17 protein-coding genes are annotated in these 16,211 nt (G+C 61.1%); 5 read left to right on the top strand and 12 right to left on the bottom strand.

The genetic code is table 11. The annotated features are described in order from the left end of the window. The first annotated feature begins 8 nt into the window (after positions 1-8). The gene (locus EJ071_RS35575) at positions 9-1,463 is read left to right on the top strand and encodes an NAD-dependent succinate-semialdehyde dehydrogenase (protein ID WP_245460386.1); all 1,455 of its coding nucleotides are present in this window, start codon (positions 9-11) and stop codon (positions 1,461-1,463) included. A gap of 83 nt (positions 1,464-1,546) precedes the next feature. Here the strand turns inward: EJ071_RS35575 and EJ071_RS35570 are convergent, their stop codons facing one another. Both EJ071_RS35570 and EJ071_RS35565 read right to left on the bottom strand, forming a co-directional pair. After that, positions 1,547-2,293: a GGDEF domain-containing protein gene (locus EJ071_RS35570; RefSeq protein ID WP_245460098.1), complete on the bottom strand. Its 747-nt coding sequence runs from the start codon at positions 2,291-2,293 to the stop codon at positions 1,547-1,549. Between the two features lie 366 nt (positions 2,294-2,659). After that, a complete protein-coding gene (locus tag EJ071_RS35565) occupies positions 2,660-3,364 on the bottom strand; it encodes a thermonuclease family protein (protein WP_245460097.1) in 705 nt (234 codons plus the stop codon). A 127-nt stretch (positions 3,365-3,491) separates the two neighbouring features. Here EJ071_RS35565 and EJ071_RS35560 point away from each other — a divergent pair, with 127 nt between their 5' ends. Beyond that, on the top strand, positions 3,492-4,028 hold the full coding sequence (locus tag EJ071_RS35560; RefSeq protein WP_126102018.1) for a hypothetical protein: 537 nt from the start codon (positions 3,492-3,494) through the stop codon (positions 4,026-4,028). Positions 4,029-4,160: 132 nt separating this feature from the next. Here EJ071_RS35560 and EJ071_RS35555 read toward each other — a convergent pair whose 3' ends face one another. The 10 genes from EJ071_RS35555 to EJ071_RS35510 form a co-directional block, all read right to left on the bottom strand. Then, positions 4,161-4,721 (bottom strand): hypothetical protein, encoded by a 561-nt coding sequence (locus tag EJ071_RS35555; RefSeq protein WP_126102017.1) that lies wholly within the window; start codon positions 4,719-4,721, stop codon positions 4,161-4,163. Further along, on the bottom strand, positions 4,718-5,305 hold the full coding sequence (locus tag EJ071_RS35550; protein ID WP_126102016.1) for a L,D-transpeptidase: 588 nt from the start codon (positions 5,303-5,305) through the stop codon (positions 4,718-4,720). Before EJ071_RS35550 ends, EJ071_RS35555 begins: the two co-directional genes overlap by 4 nt. Continuing rightward, positions 5,292-6,455, bottom strand: coding sequence for an AAA family ATPase (locus tag EJ071_RS35545; protein ID WP_126102015.1), 1,164 nt, complete (start codon positions 6,453-6,455; stop codon positions 5,292-5,294). Before EJ071_RS35545 ends, EJ071_RS35550 begins: the two co-directional genes overlap by 14 nt. Further along, positions 6,452-7,090, bottom strand: coding sequence for a TadE/TadG family type IV pilus assembly protein (locus EJ071_RS35540; protein WP_245460096.1), 639 nt, complete (start codon positions 7,088-7,090; stop codon positions 6,452-6,454). Before EJ071_RS35540 ends, EJ071_RS35545 begins: the two co-directional genes overlap by 4 nt. Then, the gene (locus tag EJ071_RS35535) at positions 7,090-7,623 is read right to left on the bottom strand and encodes a TadE/TadG family type IV pilus assembly protein (RefSeq protein WP_126102855.1); all 534 of its coding nucleotides are present in this window, start codon (positions 7,621-7,623) and stop codon (positions 7,090-7,092) included. Before EJ071_RS35535 ends, EJ071_RS35540 begins: the two co-directional genes overlap by 1 nt. 5 nt (positions 7,624-7,628) lie before the next feature. Then, a complete protein-coding gene (locus EJ071_RS35530; protein ID WP_126102014.1) occupies positions 7,629-9,152 on the bottom strand; it encodes a pilus assembly protein TadG-related protein in 1,524 nt (507 codons plus the stop codon). A gap of 70 nt (positions 9,153-9,222) precedes the next feature. Beyond that, positions 9,223-9,516, bottom strand: coding sequence for a hypothetical protein (locus EJ071_RS35525; protein WP_126102013.1), 294 nt, complete (start codon positions 9,514-9,516; stop codon positions 9,223-9,225). Further along, on the bottom strand, positions 9,503-10,948 hold the full coding sequence (locus EJ071_RS35520; protein WP_126102012.1) for a type II and III secretion system protein family protein: 1,446 nt from the start codon (positions 10,946-10,948) through the stop codon (positions 9,503-9,505). Before EJ071_RS35520 ends, EJ071_RS35525 begins: the two co-directional genes overlap by 14 nt. 57 nt (positions 10,949-11,005) lie before the next feature. Next, the gene (cpaB, locus tag EJ071_RS35515; RefSeq protein WP_126102011.1) at positions 11,006-12,061 is read right to left on the bottom strand and encodes a Flp pilus assembly protein CpaB; all 1,056 of its coding nucleotides are present in this window, start codon (positions 12,059-12,061) and stop codon (positions 11,006-11,008) included. A 97-nt stretch (positions 12,062-12,158) separates the two neighbouring features. Further along, entirely contained in the window at positions 12,159-12,395 is a 237-nt protein-coding gene (locus EJ071_RS35510; RefSeq protein WP_245460095.1) for a Flp family type IVb pilin, read from the bottom strand. 493 nt (positions 12,396-12,888) lie between these two features. Between EJ071_RS35510 and EJ071_RS35505 the strand changes: the two genes are divergently transcribed. The 3 genes from EJ071_RS35505 to EJ071_RS35495 are packed head-to-tail and all read left to right on the top strand — an operon-like array spanning position 12,889 to position 16,211. Further along, positions 12,889-14,271, top strand: coding sequence for a CpaF family protein (locus tag EJ071_RS35505; protein ID WP_126102010.1), 1,383 nt, complete (start codon positions 12,889-12,891; stop codon positions 14,269-14,271). Continuing rightward, entirely contained in the window at positions 14,271-15,242 is a 972-nt protein-coding gene (locus tag EJ071_RS35500; RefSeq protein WP_126102009.1) for a type II secretion system F family protein, read from the top strand. Before EJ071_RS35505 ends, EJ071_RS35500 begins: the two co-directional genes overlap by 1 nt. Next, positions 15,243-16,211: a type II secretion system F family protein gene (locus tag EJ071_RS35495; protein ID WP_245460094.1), complete on the top strand. Its 969-nt coding sequence runs from the start codon at positions 15,243-15,245 to the stop codon at positions 16,209-16,211.

The raw sequence follows: 16,211 nt of genomic DNA, 5'->3' as shown, positions 1-16,211 counted from the left end.
CGCCGATGATGCGCCACTTGAAATCCCCCGACCTGTTTGGCGCGATCGACCGTGTGCCGGCGCTTGGCGCGCCGTTTGGCGGGCGTAGATTTGAGGTCTTCAATCCATCGACCGGCGAACTCTTGGCGGAGCTTCCGGACATGGGCGTCGAGGAGACGCGCGCGGCGATCGACAAAGCCTATGCCGCTCAGGCCGAATGGGCGGGGCTGACTGCCCGGGAGCGCAGCGAAATGCTGTGGCAATGGCACCAGTTGATCGTCACCCATACCGATGATCTCGCGGCGATCCTGACCGCGGAGATGGGCAAGCCGCTTGCGGAAGCCAAATCGGAAGTCTCTCACGCCGCCGCCTATCTGCAATGGTATGCCGAGGAGGCCAATCGCATCTACGGCGAGACGATCTCGGCGCCGTCGACCGACCGCCGCATGCTGGTGATCAAGCAGCCGATCGGCGTCGTCGGCACGATCACGCCATGGAACTTTCCCGCATCGATGGTGGCGCGCAAGATCTCGCCGGCGCTGGCGGCGGGGTGCGCCATCGTGCTGAAGCCCGCCGAACAGACGCCGCTTGTCGCGGGCGCCATGTTTGCGCTCGCCGCCGAGGCCGGTTTTCCCGACGGTGTCGTGAACCTTGTCTACGCCTCCGAGGGTGCCGCGGTGGGGCGTGAGCTCTGCCACAATCCCAAGGTGCGCAAGATCAGCTTTACCGGATCGACCGAGGTCGGGCGCCTGCTGATGCGCCAGTGCTCGGACCAGATCAAGAAGGTCAGCCTCGAGCTGGGCGGCAACGCGCCTTTCATCGTCTTCGACGACGCCGACATCGACGCCGCCGTGGACGGGGCGGTCCAGGCGAAGTTCCGCAATGCCGGCCAGACTTGCGTTTCGGCGAACCGCCTTTACGTCCAGTCAGGCGTGCATGACGAGTTCGTCGATAAATTCGTCGAACGGGTTCGCCAGCTTCAGGTCGGTGACGGTTTCGATCCCGGTGTCGCCATCGGCCCGCTGATCGACAGCCACGCGCTCTCCAAGATCGAATCCCACATCGCCGATGCCGTGGGAAAAGGCGGTGCGATCCGCTGTGGCGGAGGCCGGATTGGTAGAGACGGCACCTTTTTCCAGCCGACGGTCCTGACCGATATCTCCAGCGCAATGACGGTGGCGCAGGAGGAGACGTTTGGGCCATTGGCACCTGTCATCCGCTTCGAGGATGCGGATCAGGTCGTGCGTGAGGCCAACGACACGATCTACGGCCTCGCCGCCTATTTCTATGCTTCCAACCTGAAGCGCGTCTGGCGTGTGGCGGAGGCCCTGGAATATGGCATGGTCGGTATCAACACCGGACGCATGTCCTCGGAAGCAGCACCCTTCGGTGGAGTGAAGCAGTCCGGCATCGGGCGCGAGGGGTCCCGCCACGGCCTCGAGGATTACCTTGAGATGAAATATCTCTGCATGGGCGGCATTTGAGGCATAAGCGGCCGGGCCGCTTGTGAAGAACGACGTGCCGCGGAATTATGGCCCGCAGAGGTCGCTGGGTTCCGCTCGCCGGTTCAGTTGCTGATATGCGACAACGCCAGGTCAGCCTCGTCCTGAGCCTCCAACAGGAGTTCCTCCGCCGACCGGAACATGTCCTCGAACGCCAGTTCATGCTCGAAGACGACGCCGCCGACGCGGATGGCAAGCACGTCCTTGTCGCCTTTCGGCGCGAAATAAATCTGTCCGACCGTTTCTCGAACGCGTTCGCCGATTTCCTTAGCCTCCTGCTTCGTCGCGCCGGGGAGGAAAACGCCGAACATCGAGTTTCCGATACGGCCGATCAGATCGTCCTTGCGCACCGAGGATCGGATAGCCGAGGCGATGAGACGCAACGCTTCGTCACCCCAGCCGAGACCGAAGCGCAGGTTGATCGATGCAAGATGTTCCGGGTGGATGACCAGGAATGCGCCCGAACGCGGGCCGGCCGGCCTCGCCGCCCTTCTGTCGACCATCGACGTGAACACCGCCCCGTTGAGGCAGCCGGTCAGCCGGTCGTAGGTGCCGGATCTGGTGAGTTCCTGCCGGCAGCGGCGGATCTCGACCTCTCTCCAGCCGAGCAGGGCAAAGAGCGGCAGGCCGATGACGATGGGCACAAGCGTCGCGGTGATGACGCTGCGGCCGAATGGCGTCAACGCGTCGCTGAGCAGGAGCAGGTAGTTCAGGCCGAGCGACAGGGCGACGCAGCCGGCCGTGCCCAGCAGGGACAGCCAAAAGACATGCTTCCATGCCTTTGCCGGCGCGGTCTCGGTTTCTGTGCTCACTGGCCAATCTCCTGTTGGACGCATTGGCTTAAAGACGGTTTGTTACGATTTCCGTTTCAGCGAGGTCTATAATTTGAAGGAAATCAGCGTCTTTCTCCCTGATGCGCGCTCGCCAGTGGTTGCGGCCCGGTTTCTCGCTTCGATGATTTGATTCGGTCGCTAAAAACAGGTCAGCATTTGGTAGGATCGCTGAACGGCTTTAACCATTCCGTTTTTACGCAATCCCGAACGGAAAGCCGTTAAAGCATGTCTCCCGAAAGTGTGACCGGTTTTCGGGACAAAGACATGCGTAAAATCAAAAACCTAAAGCGCATGGAGCGAATCTGAAAGATCGCGTCGCGCTTTAGGCACTTTTCCTGGAGCGCTCTATTGCGGCGGGCCGAAGATGCCCATCTTGGCGCCCCTGGCCACGGATTCGGCCTTGCCGTAGATGCCCGAGGCCGACGCCATGGCCCAGCCATTGGCAACCAGCCAGGCGCCGACATCCTGTTTGCCGAGCGCGCAGGGCGCGGCGATGGCGAAGCGGTCGCCGTCGGGCGGCAGGACACATTTGAGCGCCCGGCCGCGTAGCCAGGCGTTGAAGGCGGCGCGGGCGCGCTGGCCGCAGGGCCAGACGGCATCGCCGAACACGCAGGTCCTGTCGGGGTCGATATCGACGGTCCCGCTGATGATCACCTTGCGTCCCATGGCTTCGAAGGCCGCCGACGAGGTGGCGACCGGACGATAGAGCAGCGTCTCGCGCCAGCCCTGCGGCATCGGCGTCCTCGGCGGCGAGGCGAGGCCGAGTTCGCCGAGCGGAGGGCGGGGCTCGATGCGCTCGATTCCCGACGCATCGAGCGGCGGCGGCGCGATGAGGTCCTCCGCAATCCTGCGCGCCGGCTGGCCTGGCCGCATGTCATGAACGGCGACGCCAGAGGCGGGCCGCGCTTCCCCTGTCTCCTGGGCTGGCGGATACGAGGGAGGCTCGGTCGCCAGCCGGTGCCTGGACCCGGCGATCAGCAGCGCGCCGGCGACCAGCCCCAGGCCGCCGAGCATCGTGGCAAGCCGGCCGGTCGATTTCACCTCGCCCACAAGCGCCTCGTCGTTTCACCAGATCATACATTAGGCGCTGGCGACATTGCTTGAAAAGCAAGGCGTTGCGTTAAGTCTCGCGCAACCAATGCGGCCTACACTCGGCAGCGGACGTCGAGGGGATGACATGACGCGCAAGCCGACACTCTTCTTTGCCTTCCCGGCCCTCATGCTGTTCCTGCTGGCGGCCGAGCGGACGGCGACGTTCCTTCTTGGGACCTATTCGGCAAGCCCGACCATGTGGCGAATATGGCTCGAACTGCGGCCGTTCTCGACGATGTTCTGGCAGCAGGTGGATTTCTACCTCGGCGGCTCGATGAGCCTTGACGCCGCCATCGTCCTCGCCGCCTCGGCCGCCTGCTGGATGGCCTGCCAGGCCAAGAGATCCGCCGGCTTCTTCCTCGCCAACCACGCCGCGCTGCTGTTCGCAGGACTGATGATCGCGGCCGGCAGCCATTCGGAAACGGCGAGCACGATCGCCACCTTCACCGCGCCGCGCGGCTTTCAATTCTCGTTGGCGATCGACTTCAGCTGGAAGAACTGCCTGGTGTTGTGCCTTGGGCTTGCGGCCTGCGCCTATTGCCATGTCGCCTTCCTGCGCGAGGCGAGGCTGCGCGCCGAAGCCCGCGCCGTTCGTATTTTGGCGCTGCAGCGAGACCTCTAGAGCAATTCCAGGAAAAGTGTGTAACGGTTTTCCGTCCGGAATTGCGTAGAAACAAATAGTTAGAGCAGTTCGGCGTTTCCGCGAAACGGTGAACTGCTCTACGCGAGCGTCCGGCTGCGAAGACCTGCCGCGTCAGTTGATCTTCTTGTAATAGACCTTGCCGTCGGCCTGCTGGATACGCTGATAGGACGGATTGGGTCCAGGCGGCGCGACCTTCCGCTTGAATGCGGGCGAGCCGTCGGAGTCCTGCTCGGCGGGATTTTCAACTGCTGACGCCTCAGCCACCGTCGTGCCGGAAAACGCGGATGGCTCGGGCGCGCGGGGCATCTCGGCCTCGGCGGCAGCGGGCTGGCCCTGCTCCAGCCGGGCAATATTGCCGTTGATGTGGCCGAAGCTCGCCTGCAACTGCCGGTCCAGCGTCTCGAACCGGCTCTGGAAGCCGTTGTTGACCGTATCGATGCGGGCGCCGATCCGCTGCTCGAACTGGCCGAGCTGGTCGAGCCGCGCCTCTATCGCCCGAAGGTCATTGACGCCGCGATAGAGATAGATGGCGGCGGTCACGTTGACGAAGGTGACGAGCGCGGCGCCCACCATGACGGCGCCGATGGTTCTCGCCCGGTTCGGCCTGCCCGGCGCTTTTTCCTGTTCGCCGAGCTCGATTGCCGGAACGTCCGGCACGCTGATCATCGTCATTCAACCACCACCTTTGCGCCCACCGCGACGCGCTTGAAGAGATCGATCACATCTGTGTTCGTCAGTCTAAAGCATCCGGACGTGCCGTCGAAGCCGACCCCCTTGGGATCGTTGGTGCCATGGATGCGATAGAGCGTGTCGCGCCCGTCGCGCGCGAGGTAAAGCGCCCTGGCGCCGAGCGGGTTGTAGGGGCCGGCCGGCACCATCGCCGGCAGTTCCGGCTGGCGCGCGCGCATCTCCTTGGGCGGGCGCCACTCCGGCCATTCGGTCTTGGCCGCTATCCTGACCGTGCCGGTCCAGCCGAAGCCGTCGCGGCCGACGCTGATCTGGTAGCGCAGCGCCCGGCTCTGGCCGGTGACCAGATAGAGCGCCTTCTCGTTTTTGCGGATGATGATCGTTCCCGGCTGCTCGCCGGTCTCAAAGGCGACCGTCTTGCGCAGGCTGGGCCCCATGGCGGGAAGCGGCGGCAGCCCCGATCCGGCTTCCGCGACACCGCAGGCCGACATCGACGCGATGCCGAGCAGGCAGGCGCCGGCCAGGGCGGCGGCGAGACGCGCGGTGATCGGGCGCCTAGCGCTGGGCATTGTCCAGCCGCTCCTTGAACATGCGCTTCAGGTCCTTGTTGAAGCGGGCCCGCCCGTCCACCTCGGAGGGCAGGATGGCGCGGTTCAGCGCATCGGCGAGCAGCGCGTTGTCGAGCGCCAGCGACTTGATGTGCGGCGCCTTGAAGATCTTCTCCAGCTCGCTGCGCGAGAAGTGGTTGCCGAACCATTTGCGCTTGTGCTTGTTGGCGACCAACGTGATCGAGACGGCGTTGCCGCGCAGTTCGCGGATCTTCTTGTAGAGCCGCTTGCCTTGCCGAAGCGAGGCGACGTTGAGCTCGAAGACGATGAAGATCTCGTCGCTCGTCTGCAGCACCGAATTGTGCCACGGCGTCTCGATGTTGGGCAGGTCGATGACGATGTCGTCGAAGCGGTAGGCGACGAGGTCGAGCAGCCGGAACACGAAATCGGCGCCTTGCGGCTCGAACGGCAATTGCGGCCGCTCGAAGGAATAGAGCGTGAGGCCGGAAGGCCGCGACAGCTTGATGACGTCCATCAGCTCGACATCGAGCCGGTCGGGCTGGCCGATGATGCCGGCGAGGTCGAACTGGTTGAACTGGTTGAGATAGGCGCCGCAATTGGCGCTCTGGAAGTCGAGGTCGACGAGGCAGGTCGAGGCGGCCCGCTCGGAAGACTTCGAGGCAAGATGCTCCGCCGCCGAGATCGCCAGCGTGGTCGCGCCGGCGCCGCCGCTGGCGGCGATAAAGGTGACGATCCGGCTCTTGGTGCCCTGGTTGCCGGTGTCGTGGAAGGTGACGGCGTTGAGCAGCTCCTTGGCGTCGAGCGGCTTGTGCAGCCAGTCCGACGCATTCATGCGCACCAGCACGCGCGTCTGCTCGGACGTCAGCTCGCCCGACACCGCGATCAGCGGCACCGAAGCCCAGGCCGAGCGCGCCTCGACGAGCGCATTGTTGCCGAGCAATTCCCCATTGCCGAGATCGAGGATGATGATGCCCGGACGTGCATCGACCGGCGGCCCCTTGAGGAACTCGACCGCTTCCGAAACCCTGACGTCATAGATCGCCAGCGCATCGAGCCGGGTGGTGACATCGTGCCGGAAATTCGCATCGGAAGAAAACAGCGCGACCTGCTTGCGTTTGGTGGGCAGAACTCTGGTGTCGATGGCGTTCATGGCGACGTACTCTTTAAATCTTCACCCGTTACTGTACTCAGCATGGAAGGCACTGTGAGGTTCCCAAACCCGAGCAGCCCGCCCAGGAAGAAGAACTGGAAGTCGATGTTTTGCAGGCTGACGGTGATGGTCGGCACCGGGCCGCCCAGCCGTGTCTCGTAGCCGAGGCCGGTGGCCGTGTAGGTCACCACGACATTCTTGCGTTGAAGGCCCGGGAAGAAATGGCACATGCCCGGTCTCTGGCTTACTGGGGCGGGACAGGCATCGTCATTTGTGTTTGCGGTGTCGCCGCGGAAAATGCGGCTGAAAGCGGCCGCGCTGAAGACGCCGCTATTGGTGCAGGAGCCGTTGCCCGCATTGTCATAGGTGCAGACAAATGGGCCATATGCTCCCGCGACAACCGGAGCGCCCGGATTCGAGGTTGGCGCGGCCGTCGTAAGGGCTGAAGCCACAGGGTCGGAAATCGAGGCAAGTCGTGCGCCGACCTGCACGGCTTTGGTCGCCGCATTCCATTGATAGAAGGCATATCCGAAGTCGATGAAGCCGAGGGTGAGGCTGAGCAACAAGGTTATGGCGATGGCCATTTCGACCATTGCCGTTCCGTCCTGCGATTTTGCGAACCGCTTCAGCATCATCAAAACCGGATCAACCGCTCCTGATGGCTGCTTGAGAGCGTGATCGGGCCAATGTTGAGGAGGGATAGCATTCCGACACCGGTGTATGCGTATGTTCCCGACGCGGTCACGATGCAAACCTGCGACGTCGTCGAGAGATAGAGGACAGTGCCGGTGCTGGGGTCGACCGCGTCATGGCAGGTGGTGGAGTCGCCGATGGTCACAGTCACGTCGGATTTTTCCCAGCCACCGACGCGCGCGCTGCCGGTTCCCGCCACGTTGCCGAAGACAGCAATGTTGGTGGCGATGTCGGCGCAGTCGATGGCCGAAAGCCCGGCTTTGGTATAGAGCGCGCTGTTGCAGCGCGCCGCGAAACGCGCTCCGTCATTGAGGCCAGCCTCCATCAACAGCTTGTCGTGGATGAGATTGCCGAACTCAAACACGCCCGCTGACAAGATCAGCATCAGTGGCGCAACGAAGGCCATCTCGACAAGTACCGTGCCGCGCTGGTCGGAGCGAAACTGTCTCAGGATACGGGATAGCGTTCTCGACATTGCCGTCACCGATAGAGCTGCGCTTCGTCGCGCAGGAAATTGTCGAGCGTTCCCTGTCCACCGCGTCCGGTTATGTCGACGAGTTCGACAAAGACGGAGGCATCGTCCGATGCCGAGGAAACCGGCTCGGTAAGAAAGAAGCTGCCGAAGGCTTCGACTGGCAAATCGGTGCTGTGACCTGACAGATCATTGTTTTCGTCGAGCGCGGCACAGTTGAGGATCGCGCCATAGATCAAGCGCCGGTCGACCGAAGTCACAGGCGGCTGGCAAGCGCTCGGCGGCGTTCCGACCTCGCCTCCTGCGGAGGCGGTCCCTGCCAGATTGTTTGCGATCTCGTATTTGTAGACATCGTAGCGGGTGGGCTTGGTAGTGTCCCAAGAGGAAGGATGCGACGCGCTGCTGAAGTTGGTGCTCCAGTAGCCGGAGAGGTTCCAATTTCCGTCCCCCATTCGCCCGTTCATGTAAGGCGTGGTGGCGTCCCTGGGCAGGCCCATGTTGGGGCTTCCAAACGTCAACTGGTTATAGCTCGGGCACTGATTGCCGCCTCCGTTGCCATTACCGTTGCCGTTTCCTCCCGCCGCCGCACCCTTTCGGACGTTGGCCGCCGGTCCATATTCAGCACTATTGAAATGACCGCCGCTGGCCTTGATCCCGAACCGGACATTGAAGGCGTCCTGGACAGGGCCGGCGTTCTGGCCGGTCTTTGTCGTGACTCCTTGAGCTGAATAGCAGCCAATGGGCTTGGAAGTGGCGATGGTCTGCGCAAGCGCCTGCGCGCCGTTGCCAACTCCTTCTGGCGGCTCGAGAAAGCCAAAGTTGCCTGGACCGGCCGCGGCACCGTTTCCAACCTTACGGAGCTCGATCAGGCGGCGGTGGAGGGCCGGGTTTGAAACGGCCTCTTCGAGGGTGTGTCCGTCGGGATCGTTCTCGTAGGGATTGCAGATGAAGACTGGGGTGAAATCGCACACTCCGGAGGTGAAACCGGCCACCGAGACAGCGCTGACATTGTAGCTTGTGTCGGCCGCACTTCCCGAGGAAGAGAAGGAGACCGGGAAAATCGACGTGAACGTTTCCGGCTGGGCGCTAACCTGGATAAAGCGGGTCAGAATTGCTGACGCTGCATAGTTGGCTGATGTAATCGGGTCGGAGTCACTTGCCGGGATACTTGCGAGGAAGCACCATGAAATCTGCCCCCTCGACCGGCACGAGGAATAGGTTGGATTGACAGTGGTGCTGCCGGTATTCGGCAATATCACGATTCCTGCATCAGAGAATCTGGTGCTGTTGGAAACCAGGTTCGCAAGAGCATTCTCAGCACGCGTCCAGGCATCGGACCTGCCGTTTAACTCGGCCGCCGCGGCCAGCGCCAGCGCATCGGTGGCCTTCTGCAGATCGTTGTGCAGATTGTTCATCCGGCTCATGTCGATCGCTAGCAGCGAAAAACCGATGATCGCCGGCAGCATGACGCTGACGAGGATCAGCGCTACTCCCCTCTGATCGTGCCAGAACGCGCGAATGGTTCGCAGCATGGCCTTACTCTCTACCCCTTCGCACCTAGGCCCCTCTTACGCCCGGCGCACCCGCATCCTTCCGTTCAAATCACTGCGTGCTTGCGCCCGACGGGCCGACATTGACCGTCATGTTTGTGGTCGGCGGCGGGGCCGGCGGAACTTTGTACCTCTGAACGACGCCGACGGAACGCGCGCCGTCGCCTTCGATCTTCGTGTTGTTTGAAGCCGGATTGAATGGGTCGACCGTCTGCAGCAGTTGGTTGGCTTTCTGCGAATCGCCCGATGCCAGCGTCATCGTATCGTAATTGTTCAAATAGTCGGCGGCGCAGCCCGCAAGCAGGCTGGAGCCGAGGAGGACGAGCAGGAGCTTATTTCTTGACATAGACCAGCTTGTCCTTCGATTTGACATCCAGCATGTGCCCGTAAGGGCCGGTGACGCCTTCGCCCAGCTCATACTTCCGGATCATGTCCTTGCTGACCTCTAGCTGGCCAAGCAGCATGAGCTCCGGATCATTGGCCGGCCTCGTCTTGTCGAAAGGCGTCGCCAGTTGTTCGCCGGGCTTCACCGGCCGCACGACATGCGGCGTGACGATCACGACAAGCTCGGTCTCTTCCTTCTGCGTGCTCGAATTGTGGAACAAGGCGCCGATGATCGGCACCTGGCCGAGCCACGGCACCTGCTCTTGAAGCCTTGTGTTCTTGCTCGACAGGAGGCCGCCCACGGCGAAGCTCTGGCCGTCCCGCAGGTCGACCGTGGTTGCCAGCTTGCGATTGGTGAAGATCGGATCGCCGGCGGGCGTGAATCCGGTCAGGTCGCTGACTTCCGGCGCCAGCTTGAGATGGATCTTGCCGTCGTCAAGCACCACCGGCGTGAAGTTCAGATTGACGCCGAACTGTTTGAATACGATCTGGATTTCGCCATTGCTGCTGATGCTGCGGATCGGCACTTCGCCGCCGGCATTGAAACTGGCAGTTTCGCCGGAAACTGTGGTGAGGTTTGGTTCGGCCAGCAGCCGAACCAAACCCTTCGACTCGAGCGCTTCAATGTACAAGTCAACTTTGACGTTGCTGTCGATTACGCGTGTGAGCAGTGCTCCGAATGGACTGGAGTTGGAAAGGAGGCCACTGAGCAAAGTGCCCGACCCGAGCACTGCACCATCTTTATCAACAGCGGCAATACCGGTTCCGACTTTTGTCGAGCCGTCTCTGTTCGTGCTCTTGAACGACACGCCGAGATCGCGGTCGGCGTTGCGCTTTGCCTCCAGGATGCGCACGGAGAGATTGACCTGTTCACTGTCATCGATGGTTACGGCATTGATGATGGAGTCGGGGCCATATTGCTGCGTCACCTCGACGATCTGCGCCAGCGTCGCGGCGTCCTTGACATGGCCGCTCAGTCGAACCTTGCCGTTGATCGAACCGATTTCGATGCGTGCCCTCGGCGCCACCTGGCGGATCGCGGCGGCCATGTCGCTGACATCCTGGCCGACCTCGATCTGGAGGGCGCCCAGCGAGCGCTTGTCTTCCGAAAACAGATTAACGGTGGTGGTACCAAGGCTCTTGCCGATGATATAGAGCGTCTTGTCGGTCATCGGCTGGGCATCGGCGATCTTCTCGTCACCAACAACGATATCGCCGAGTGTGGAATTGACCTGGATCGTGACGGACTGCGACACGGGCACGAACACGCGGTGTAGTGACGGGCTCGATACGTCGATGAAGCGGTCAGCGGCATGAACCGCGGGGCTCAACGGCAACACAATATAGAACCAGGCCAAAGCGGCCGCGGCCAGTGATCCCCGAAAAATTCGCATCTAGATCGTCCCCCTTGCGGACCCACCCGGATCCCCCTTATCCGAATGCTCTTTTCGCTATCTTTGTCGCGGCACGTCGTATGTTTCGAGCTTCACGCCGCGAAACACGCCGATTGTAGCGCGGGCTGGCGGCTCCGGCTGCACATATTTGACCACTTCCTTTACAACCTCTTGCGGCTGTGGTGCAGATGCCACAGTGGGCTTGACCTTGCTCAACTGATCGATCTGGTCGCCGACCCGTTCCACTGCCTGGGCCAGCCCGGTAATCTTTGCGTCCGAGCGCTTGCGCTCGTCCTCCGCGCGCTTGCGTTCCTCCGCGGCTGCGGCGTCGGCGGCCTTCTGCCGCTCGAGTTCCGCCTGCCTCTTGGCGACATCTTCGGGGGTGTCGCCGGTCAGGTCGGCGAGCGTGACGCGCTCGGTCATTTCTCCTTGGCTCGCCGCGGCCTGCCGAAGTGCAAGCGACAATTGCCCCGTTCCTGCCGCGAGTGTCAGCTTCTGCGCATCCTTGGTGCTAACCTCGACAGTCACCGCCTTCACGACGGTTGGGTTTTCCTTGCTCTCGTCGGCGACCTGATCGATCGCGAGCACCTTGACGCTCTGCAACAGAACATCGACGAAACTCTTGTCGGCGCCATCCTGGCCGCGTGACTGGCGCGTCAATAGTATATCTACCCTGTCACCCGGGAAGACAAAGCCTGCAACGCCAAGCACGTCGTTGACCCGTATGGAGACGGCTTTCATGCCTTCGGCCAGCACCGCCGAAAGCGTGGCGCGCTGGCCGGCGCCGGTCACCTTGGTAGTAAGAACCGGTTCGTTGGTGCTGATGGCTTGCAGCGCCTGTCTCGTGCCGTTACCGGCTAGCGCGTCTTTAGTCGTCTTGAACGCACCCGTCGGAATTGCCCCCGACGGCCAAGAGATTTCGCGCAATTTGTCGGCGGTCAGCGTGTCGCCAAATTTGAGCGGGACCGCCGCGACCACGATAGTGTCTCGCTGAGCGCCGTTCGACTGAGCCAGAGCGCTACGCTGATTGGCAAGCCACATATTGGCAAACACCACCGCGAGCACGCCAAACACGCAGGCCAGAACGATCATTATAACGGTATTGCCACGCATGTGCCCAAACCCCAATAAGACCGTAGTCCGGTCGAAAGCCCCAATTATCGACCAGCGTCAGGCCCGGGTTTTCCCGGGCCTGACTTGGTATGAATTATCAGCTGCCGGTACCGGCTGCCGCGTCGCAGGTGCCAGTTCCGCCGCCAGCAATCACGCCGTTGCCGTCGAGAATGCCGCACAGGCCCGTAAAGCGTCCGCTGACCCAGAGACCGATAGCGACGATCGCAAGAATCGCTGCGCCGGCGATGATGCCGACCAGGATTGAATATTCGACCATAGCAGCGCCGTTTTCATCGTCGCGGAACTGCCGGGCCATCGTCATGAGCTTCTTCATGCCAATTTCTCCCTTTGGAGGTTGAACCCGACGAGACGAGCCTAAGGATGAACCCCATACCCAAGCATCCCCCGTCGAATTCAATCCTTGTCCCGCAAAAAAGCCGAGTCAAACGGATTAACAGTCCCTTAACCTTTCAATACTCGATTCAAGACCCTTTCGATTTTGACAACAGCTTGATTCGCCTCGATTTTCAAGTGATCTTAACCATTCGTTCACAATTCGGCCACACCTGCGCCCGTGGGAGCGCACATTAGAGGTATGACATATCCGTTTATATTAAAGAGGTTGGCGGGGTAATCGCCAGAGGCACTGCCAAAGGTCCTAGGACTTTAGTCGGTGAGACTGGAGCAAAGCACAATAAAACGATTTCCCAGATCTCTATTTCTTAACTATGTCGCAAGTAATATGCTCAGTGTGTCCTCCAGACGCTTGTGCCCCTCGTGGTTAACGCTTAGTTTCAATCCGGGGTAGTCGCAGGGGGTAGAGCGGCATGCTTGGTCGCTTCATCAAAGGATCGAATGAACAGCGAGCGCTGCAGCCGGCGCCAGCCGTCGTGCCTTCTAACGGATCGGCAAGCGCTCCCGCGGTGGAAGCCGAACAGAATGACGATTTCCTGACACTCAAGGTCGAGCTGCACCGTCATCTCATCGACCGCTTCAATCTGACGGCTCTCGAAAATGCCTCCAAGGATGAGATCCTGAACGAGATCCGGCCGATCGTGCGGGAGTTCGTTCGCAATCGAAACGTGCCGCTCAACGCGCGCGAACTCGATCAACTGACCAGCGACACTGCCGACGAGATGCTAGGGCTCGGCCCGATCGAGCCGCTGCTCAAGGATGACTCGATCGCCGACATCCTGATCAACACCCACAACCACGTCTTCATCGAGCGCCGGGGCGTGCTCGAGGAAACCTCGATCCGCTTCCGCGACGAGGCGCATCTGTTGCGCGTCGTCAACAAGATCGTTTCCAATATCGGTCGAAGGGTCGACGAGTCCGCGCCGATGGTCGATGCGCGCCTCGACGATGGCTCGCGCGTCAACATCGCGGTGCGGCCGATCTCGGTGGACGGTCCGCTGGTGTCGATCCGCAAATTCTCCAAGCACCCTTACTCCCTGGAACGGCTGATCGCCTTCAACTCGATCAGACCGCCGATGGTCGACTTGCTGCGCATCGCTGTGCAGGCGCGCAAGTCGATCCTGGTTTCAGGTGGCACCGGCAGCGGCAAGACGACACTACTCAATGCTTTGTCGAGCTATATTCCGGCCAGGGAGCGCCTGATCACCATCGAGGACGCGGCGGAACTGCAGCTCCAGCAGCCGCATGTCGGCCGGCTGGAGACCCGCCCCCCCAATGTCGAGGGCAAGGGCGAGGTGCGCCAGCGCGAGCTGGTGAAGAACGCCTTGCGCATGCGGCCCGATCGCATCATCGTCGGCGAGGTACGCGGCGAAGAAGCCTTCGACATGTTGCAGGCCATGAACACCGGCCACGAAGGCTCGATGACGACAATCCATGCCAACACGCCGCGTGACGCGTTGTCTCGATTGGAGCAAATGGTCGGCATGGCCGGCATGCCCATGACGCATGAATCCATTCGGGCGCAGATCGCTTCGGCCATCGACATCATCGTGCAGACGCAGCGTCTTTCGGACGGCGGTCGACGGGTGATTTCCATATCGGAACTGACCGGCATGGAGGGCAACGTCGTCCAGTTGCAGGAACTCTATCACTTTGTCCGCCGCGACGTGGCCGCGGACGGCCAGATTGTTGGCGAATTTCGCGCCACTGGCATCCGTCCGCGCTTTGCACAGGAAGCGGCGACCTTGGGTTTTCATTTCGCCAAGGACGCTTTCAATCCACAGGTTGCGCTCTGATGCTGACTGGCCAGACCCTTCTCTATTTCATCTATGTGCTGGCGGCTGCATCGGTCATCTTGGCGGCCGAGGCACTCTACGTTTCCTATTCCAAAGGCCGTTCGCGAGCCGGCGCGATCAACCGACGGCTCAAACGCCTTGCGGAAGAGGCTCCTGCGGAAAAGACGTTACAAGGTTTGCTGCGCGAGAGAGGTTTGACCAACTCCGGCGACTATGCTTTCGGCGTGGTTTGGCTGAACAGGCTTTATACTCAGTCGGGCATCACCGGAAATCCGCTGACACTTGCTACCAGCTTTATCCTGGCAGGATTAATACTGGCATTGCTTCTGAATGTGCTGGCGAGGGTAGCGGCGTTCCCGACTCTGCTTTCATTCCTCATTGTTGGATTCGTTCTGCCTCTGCTGTACCTTCGCCGGGCTCGCAACAAGCGGATCATGAAATTTGCCAAGCAGCTGCCCGACGCGCTCGACATGATCGTGCGCTCGTTGCGCGCCGGTCATCCAATCTCGGTGGCGGTCGGATTGGTGGCGCGCGAAATGCCTGACCCGCTTGGCACTGAATTCGGCATCGTCTCCGATGAAATCACCTTCGGGCTCAGCATGGAGCAGGCTGCGCGAAAGCTGTCGGAGCGCGTCGGCTTCGAAGGGCTCCAGCTTCTTTCGGTATCGTTGTCCATCCAGTCCAGGACAGGCGGCAATCTTACCGAAATCCTTGCCAATCTATCCAAGGTCCTGCGTGAAAGACAGAAGCTAAAACTGAAGATCAGGGCGCTTTCCGCCGAAGGTCGCTTCTCGGCGTGGGTCATCTCACTCTTCCCGATCGTCATGTTCCTGATCCTTGCGATCGTTGCTCCGAGTTACTATGGGAAGGTTTGGGGCAATCCTTTGATTTTTCCGGTCTTCACGATCTTCGGCTGCTGGGCGCTGCTAGGCGACTTCATTATGTATCGCATGATCAACTTCGATTACTGATTGGAGCGGGACATAACTATTCTCTCGAACATCCTAGATTCCGAGCTCCTGGTCTCGCTTTCGGTTTTCTTGGCTGCCGTGGCGCTTTTCCTGTTCGGCGCGCTCATCTTTTTGCCTGTCCTGCAGACGAGGAAGCTGGTCACCGAAAGTCTGATCTCGGAAGGAATTACCGACCGGCGTTCGCTCGATGCACAGCAGCAATTGGTAAGGATTGCTGCGCAGCGCCCGATAGACGCTTATTTCCGTTCGGTCGAAAAGGAACGCGGCGACCCGAATGCGCTTGAGGCAAAGCTGTTCCGGGCAGGCTTTTATCAATCCAGCGCGCCCGTCATCTACACGCTGTCTCGGATGGGTGCCGTCGCTGTAGGGTTTCTTGGTTGCTATGCCGGGCTGAGAACAGTGGTGCCGCCCCAAATGCCTGGCATTATCCCGCTGGCCGGATCCGCCCTGTTCGGGCTCGCTTGCCTCGTCATTCCGAGCATCATGCTGGATCGTCTCGAGAATGCACAGAAGAAGATCTACCGCCGCGGCTTTCCCGACTTCATGGACATGATGATCACCTGTGCCGATGCCGGGATGAGCCTTGAAGCGGCAGTCGAGCGGGTCAGTCAGGAAATGGCGGGCACCCATAAATGGCTAGGCATCCAACTGACAATCATGAACCTCCAACTGCGCGCCGGCAAGCCGCTGCGCGAGGCGTTGCGCGAGCTGGCGGATCGCATCGGCCTGGAGGAGGCGCGCTCGCTCGCCGTGCTGTTTCGGCAGTCGGAGGAACTCGGCACCAGCCTGACTGAGGCACTGCGAATCTACAGCGATGAAATGCGGACACAGAGAATCCTTCAGGCTGAGGAGCAAGCTAATGCGCTGCCGGTCAAGATGATGATCCCTCTAGGCATCTGCATCTTTCCGCTGGTGCTCATGATCGTCCTGTTGCCAGTAATCATTCGCATGAGAGGCATTTTCTTCTAG

It is taken from the genome of Mesorhizobium sp. M1B.F.Ca.ET.045.04.1.1 (genome assembly GCF_003952465.1).
Lineage (GTDB): Bacteria > Pseudomonadota > Alphaproteobacteria > Rhizobiales > Rhizobiaceae > Mesorhizobium > Mesorhizobium shonense.
This window is presented reverse-complemented; position numbering and strand designations above follow the sequence as displayed.

Excerpts from the sequence above, each read along its gene's own strand:
- EJ071_RS35550 (WP_126102016.1), bottom strand. The coding sequence starts at position 5,305 with ATGCCCAGCGCTAGGCGCCCGATCACCGCGCGTCTCGCCGCCGCCCTG.
- EJ071_RS35530 (WP_126102014.1), bottom strand. The coding sequence starts at position 9,152 with ATGCTGCGAACCATTCGCGCGTTCTGGCACGATCAGAGGGGAGTAGCG.
- EJ071_RS35510 (WP_245460095.1), bottom strand. The coding sequence starts at position 12,395 with ATGAAGAAGCTCATGACGATGGCCCGGCAGTTCCGCGACGATGAAAAC.
- EJ071_RS35520 (WP_126102012.1), bottom strand. The coding sequence starts at position 10,948 with ATGCGAATTTTTCGGGGATCACTGGCCGCGGCCGCTTTGGCCTGGTTC.
- EJ071_RS35525 (WP_126102013.1), bottom strand. The coding sequence starts at position 9,516 with ATGTCAAGAAATAAGCTCCTGCTCGTCCTCCTCGGCTCCAGCCTGCTT.
- EJ071_RS35500 (WP_126102009.1), top strand. The coding sequence starts at position 14,271 with ATGCTGACTGGCCAGACCCTTCTCTATTTCATCTATGTGCTGGCGGCT.
- EJ071_RS35505 (WP_126102010.1), top strand. The coding sequence starts at position 12,889 with ATGCTTGGTCGCTTCATCAAAGGATCGAATGAACAGCGAGCGCTGCAG.
- cpaB (WP_126102011.1), bottom strand. The coding sequence starts at position 12,061 with ATGCGTGGCAATACCGTTATAATGATCGTTCTGGCCTGCGTGTTTGGC.
- EJ071_RS35545 (WP_126102015.1), bottom strand. The coding sequence starts at position 6,455 with ATGAACGCCATCGACACCAGAGTTCTGCCCACCAAACGCAAGCAGGTC.
- EJ071_RS35575 (WP_245460386.1), top strand. The coding sequence starts at position 9 with ATGCGCCACTTGAAATCCCCCGACCTGTTTGGCGCGATCGACCGTGTG.
- EJ071_RS35540 (WP_245460096.1), bottom strand. The coding sequence starts at position 7,090 with ATGATGCTGAAGCGGTTCGCAAAATCGCAGGACGGAACGGCAATGGTC.
- EJ071_RS35560 (WP_126102018.1), top strand. The coding sequence starts at position 3,492 with ATGACGCGCAAGCCGACACTCTTCTTTGCCTTCCCGGCCCTCATGCTG.
- EJ071_RS35555 (WP_126102017.1), bottom strand. The coding sequence starts at position 4,721 with ATGACGATGATCAGCGTGCCGGACGTTCCGGCAATCGAGCTCGGCGAA.
- EJ071_RS35535 (WP_126102855.1), bottom strand. The coding sequence starts at position 7,623 with ATGTCGAGAACGCTATCCCGTATCCTGAGACAGTTTCGCTCCGACCAG.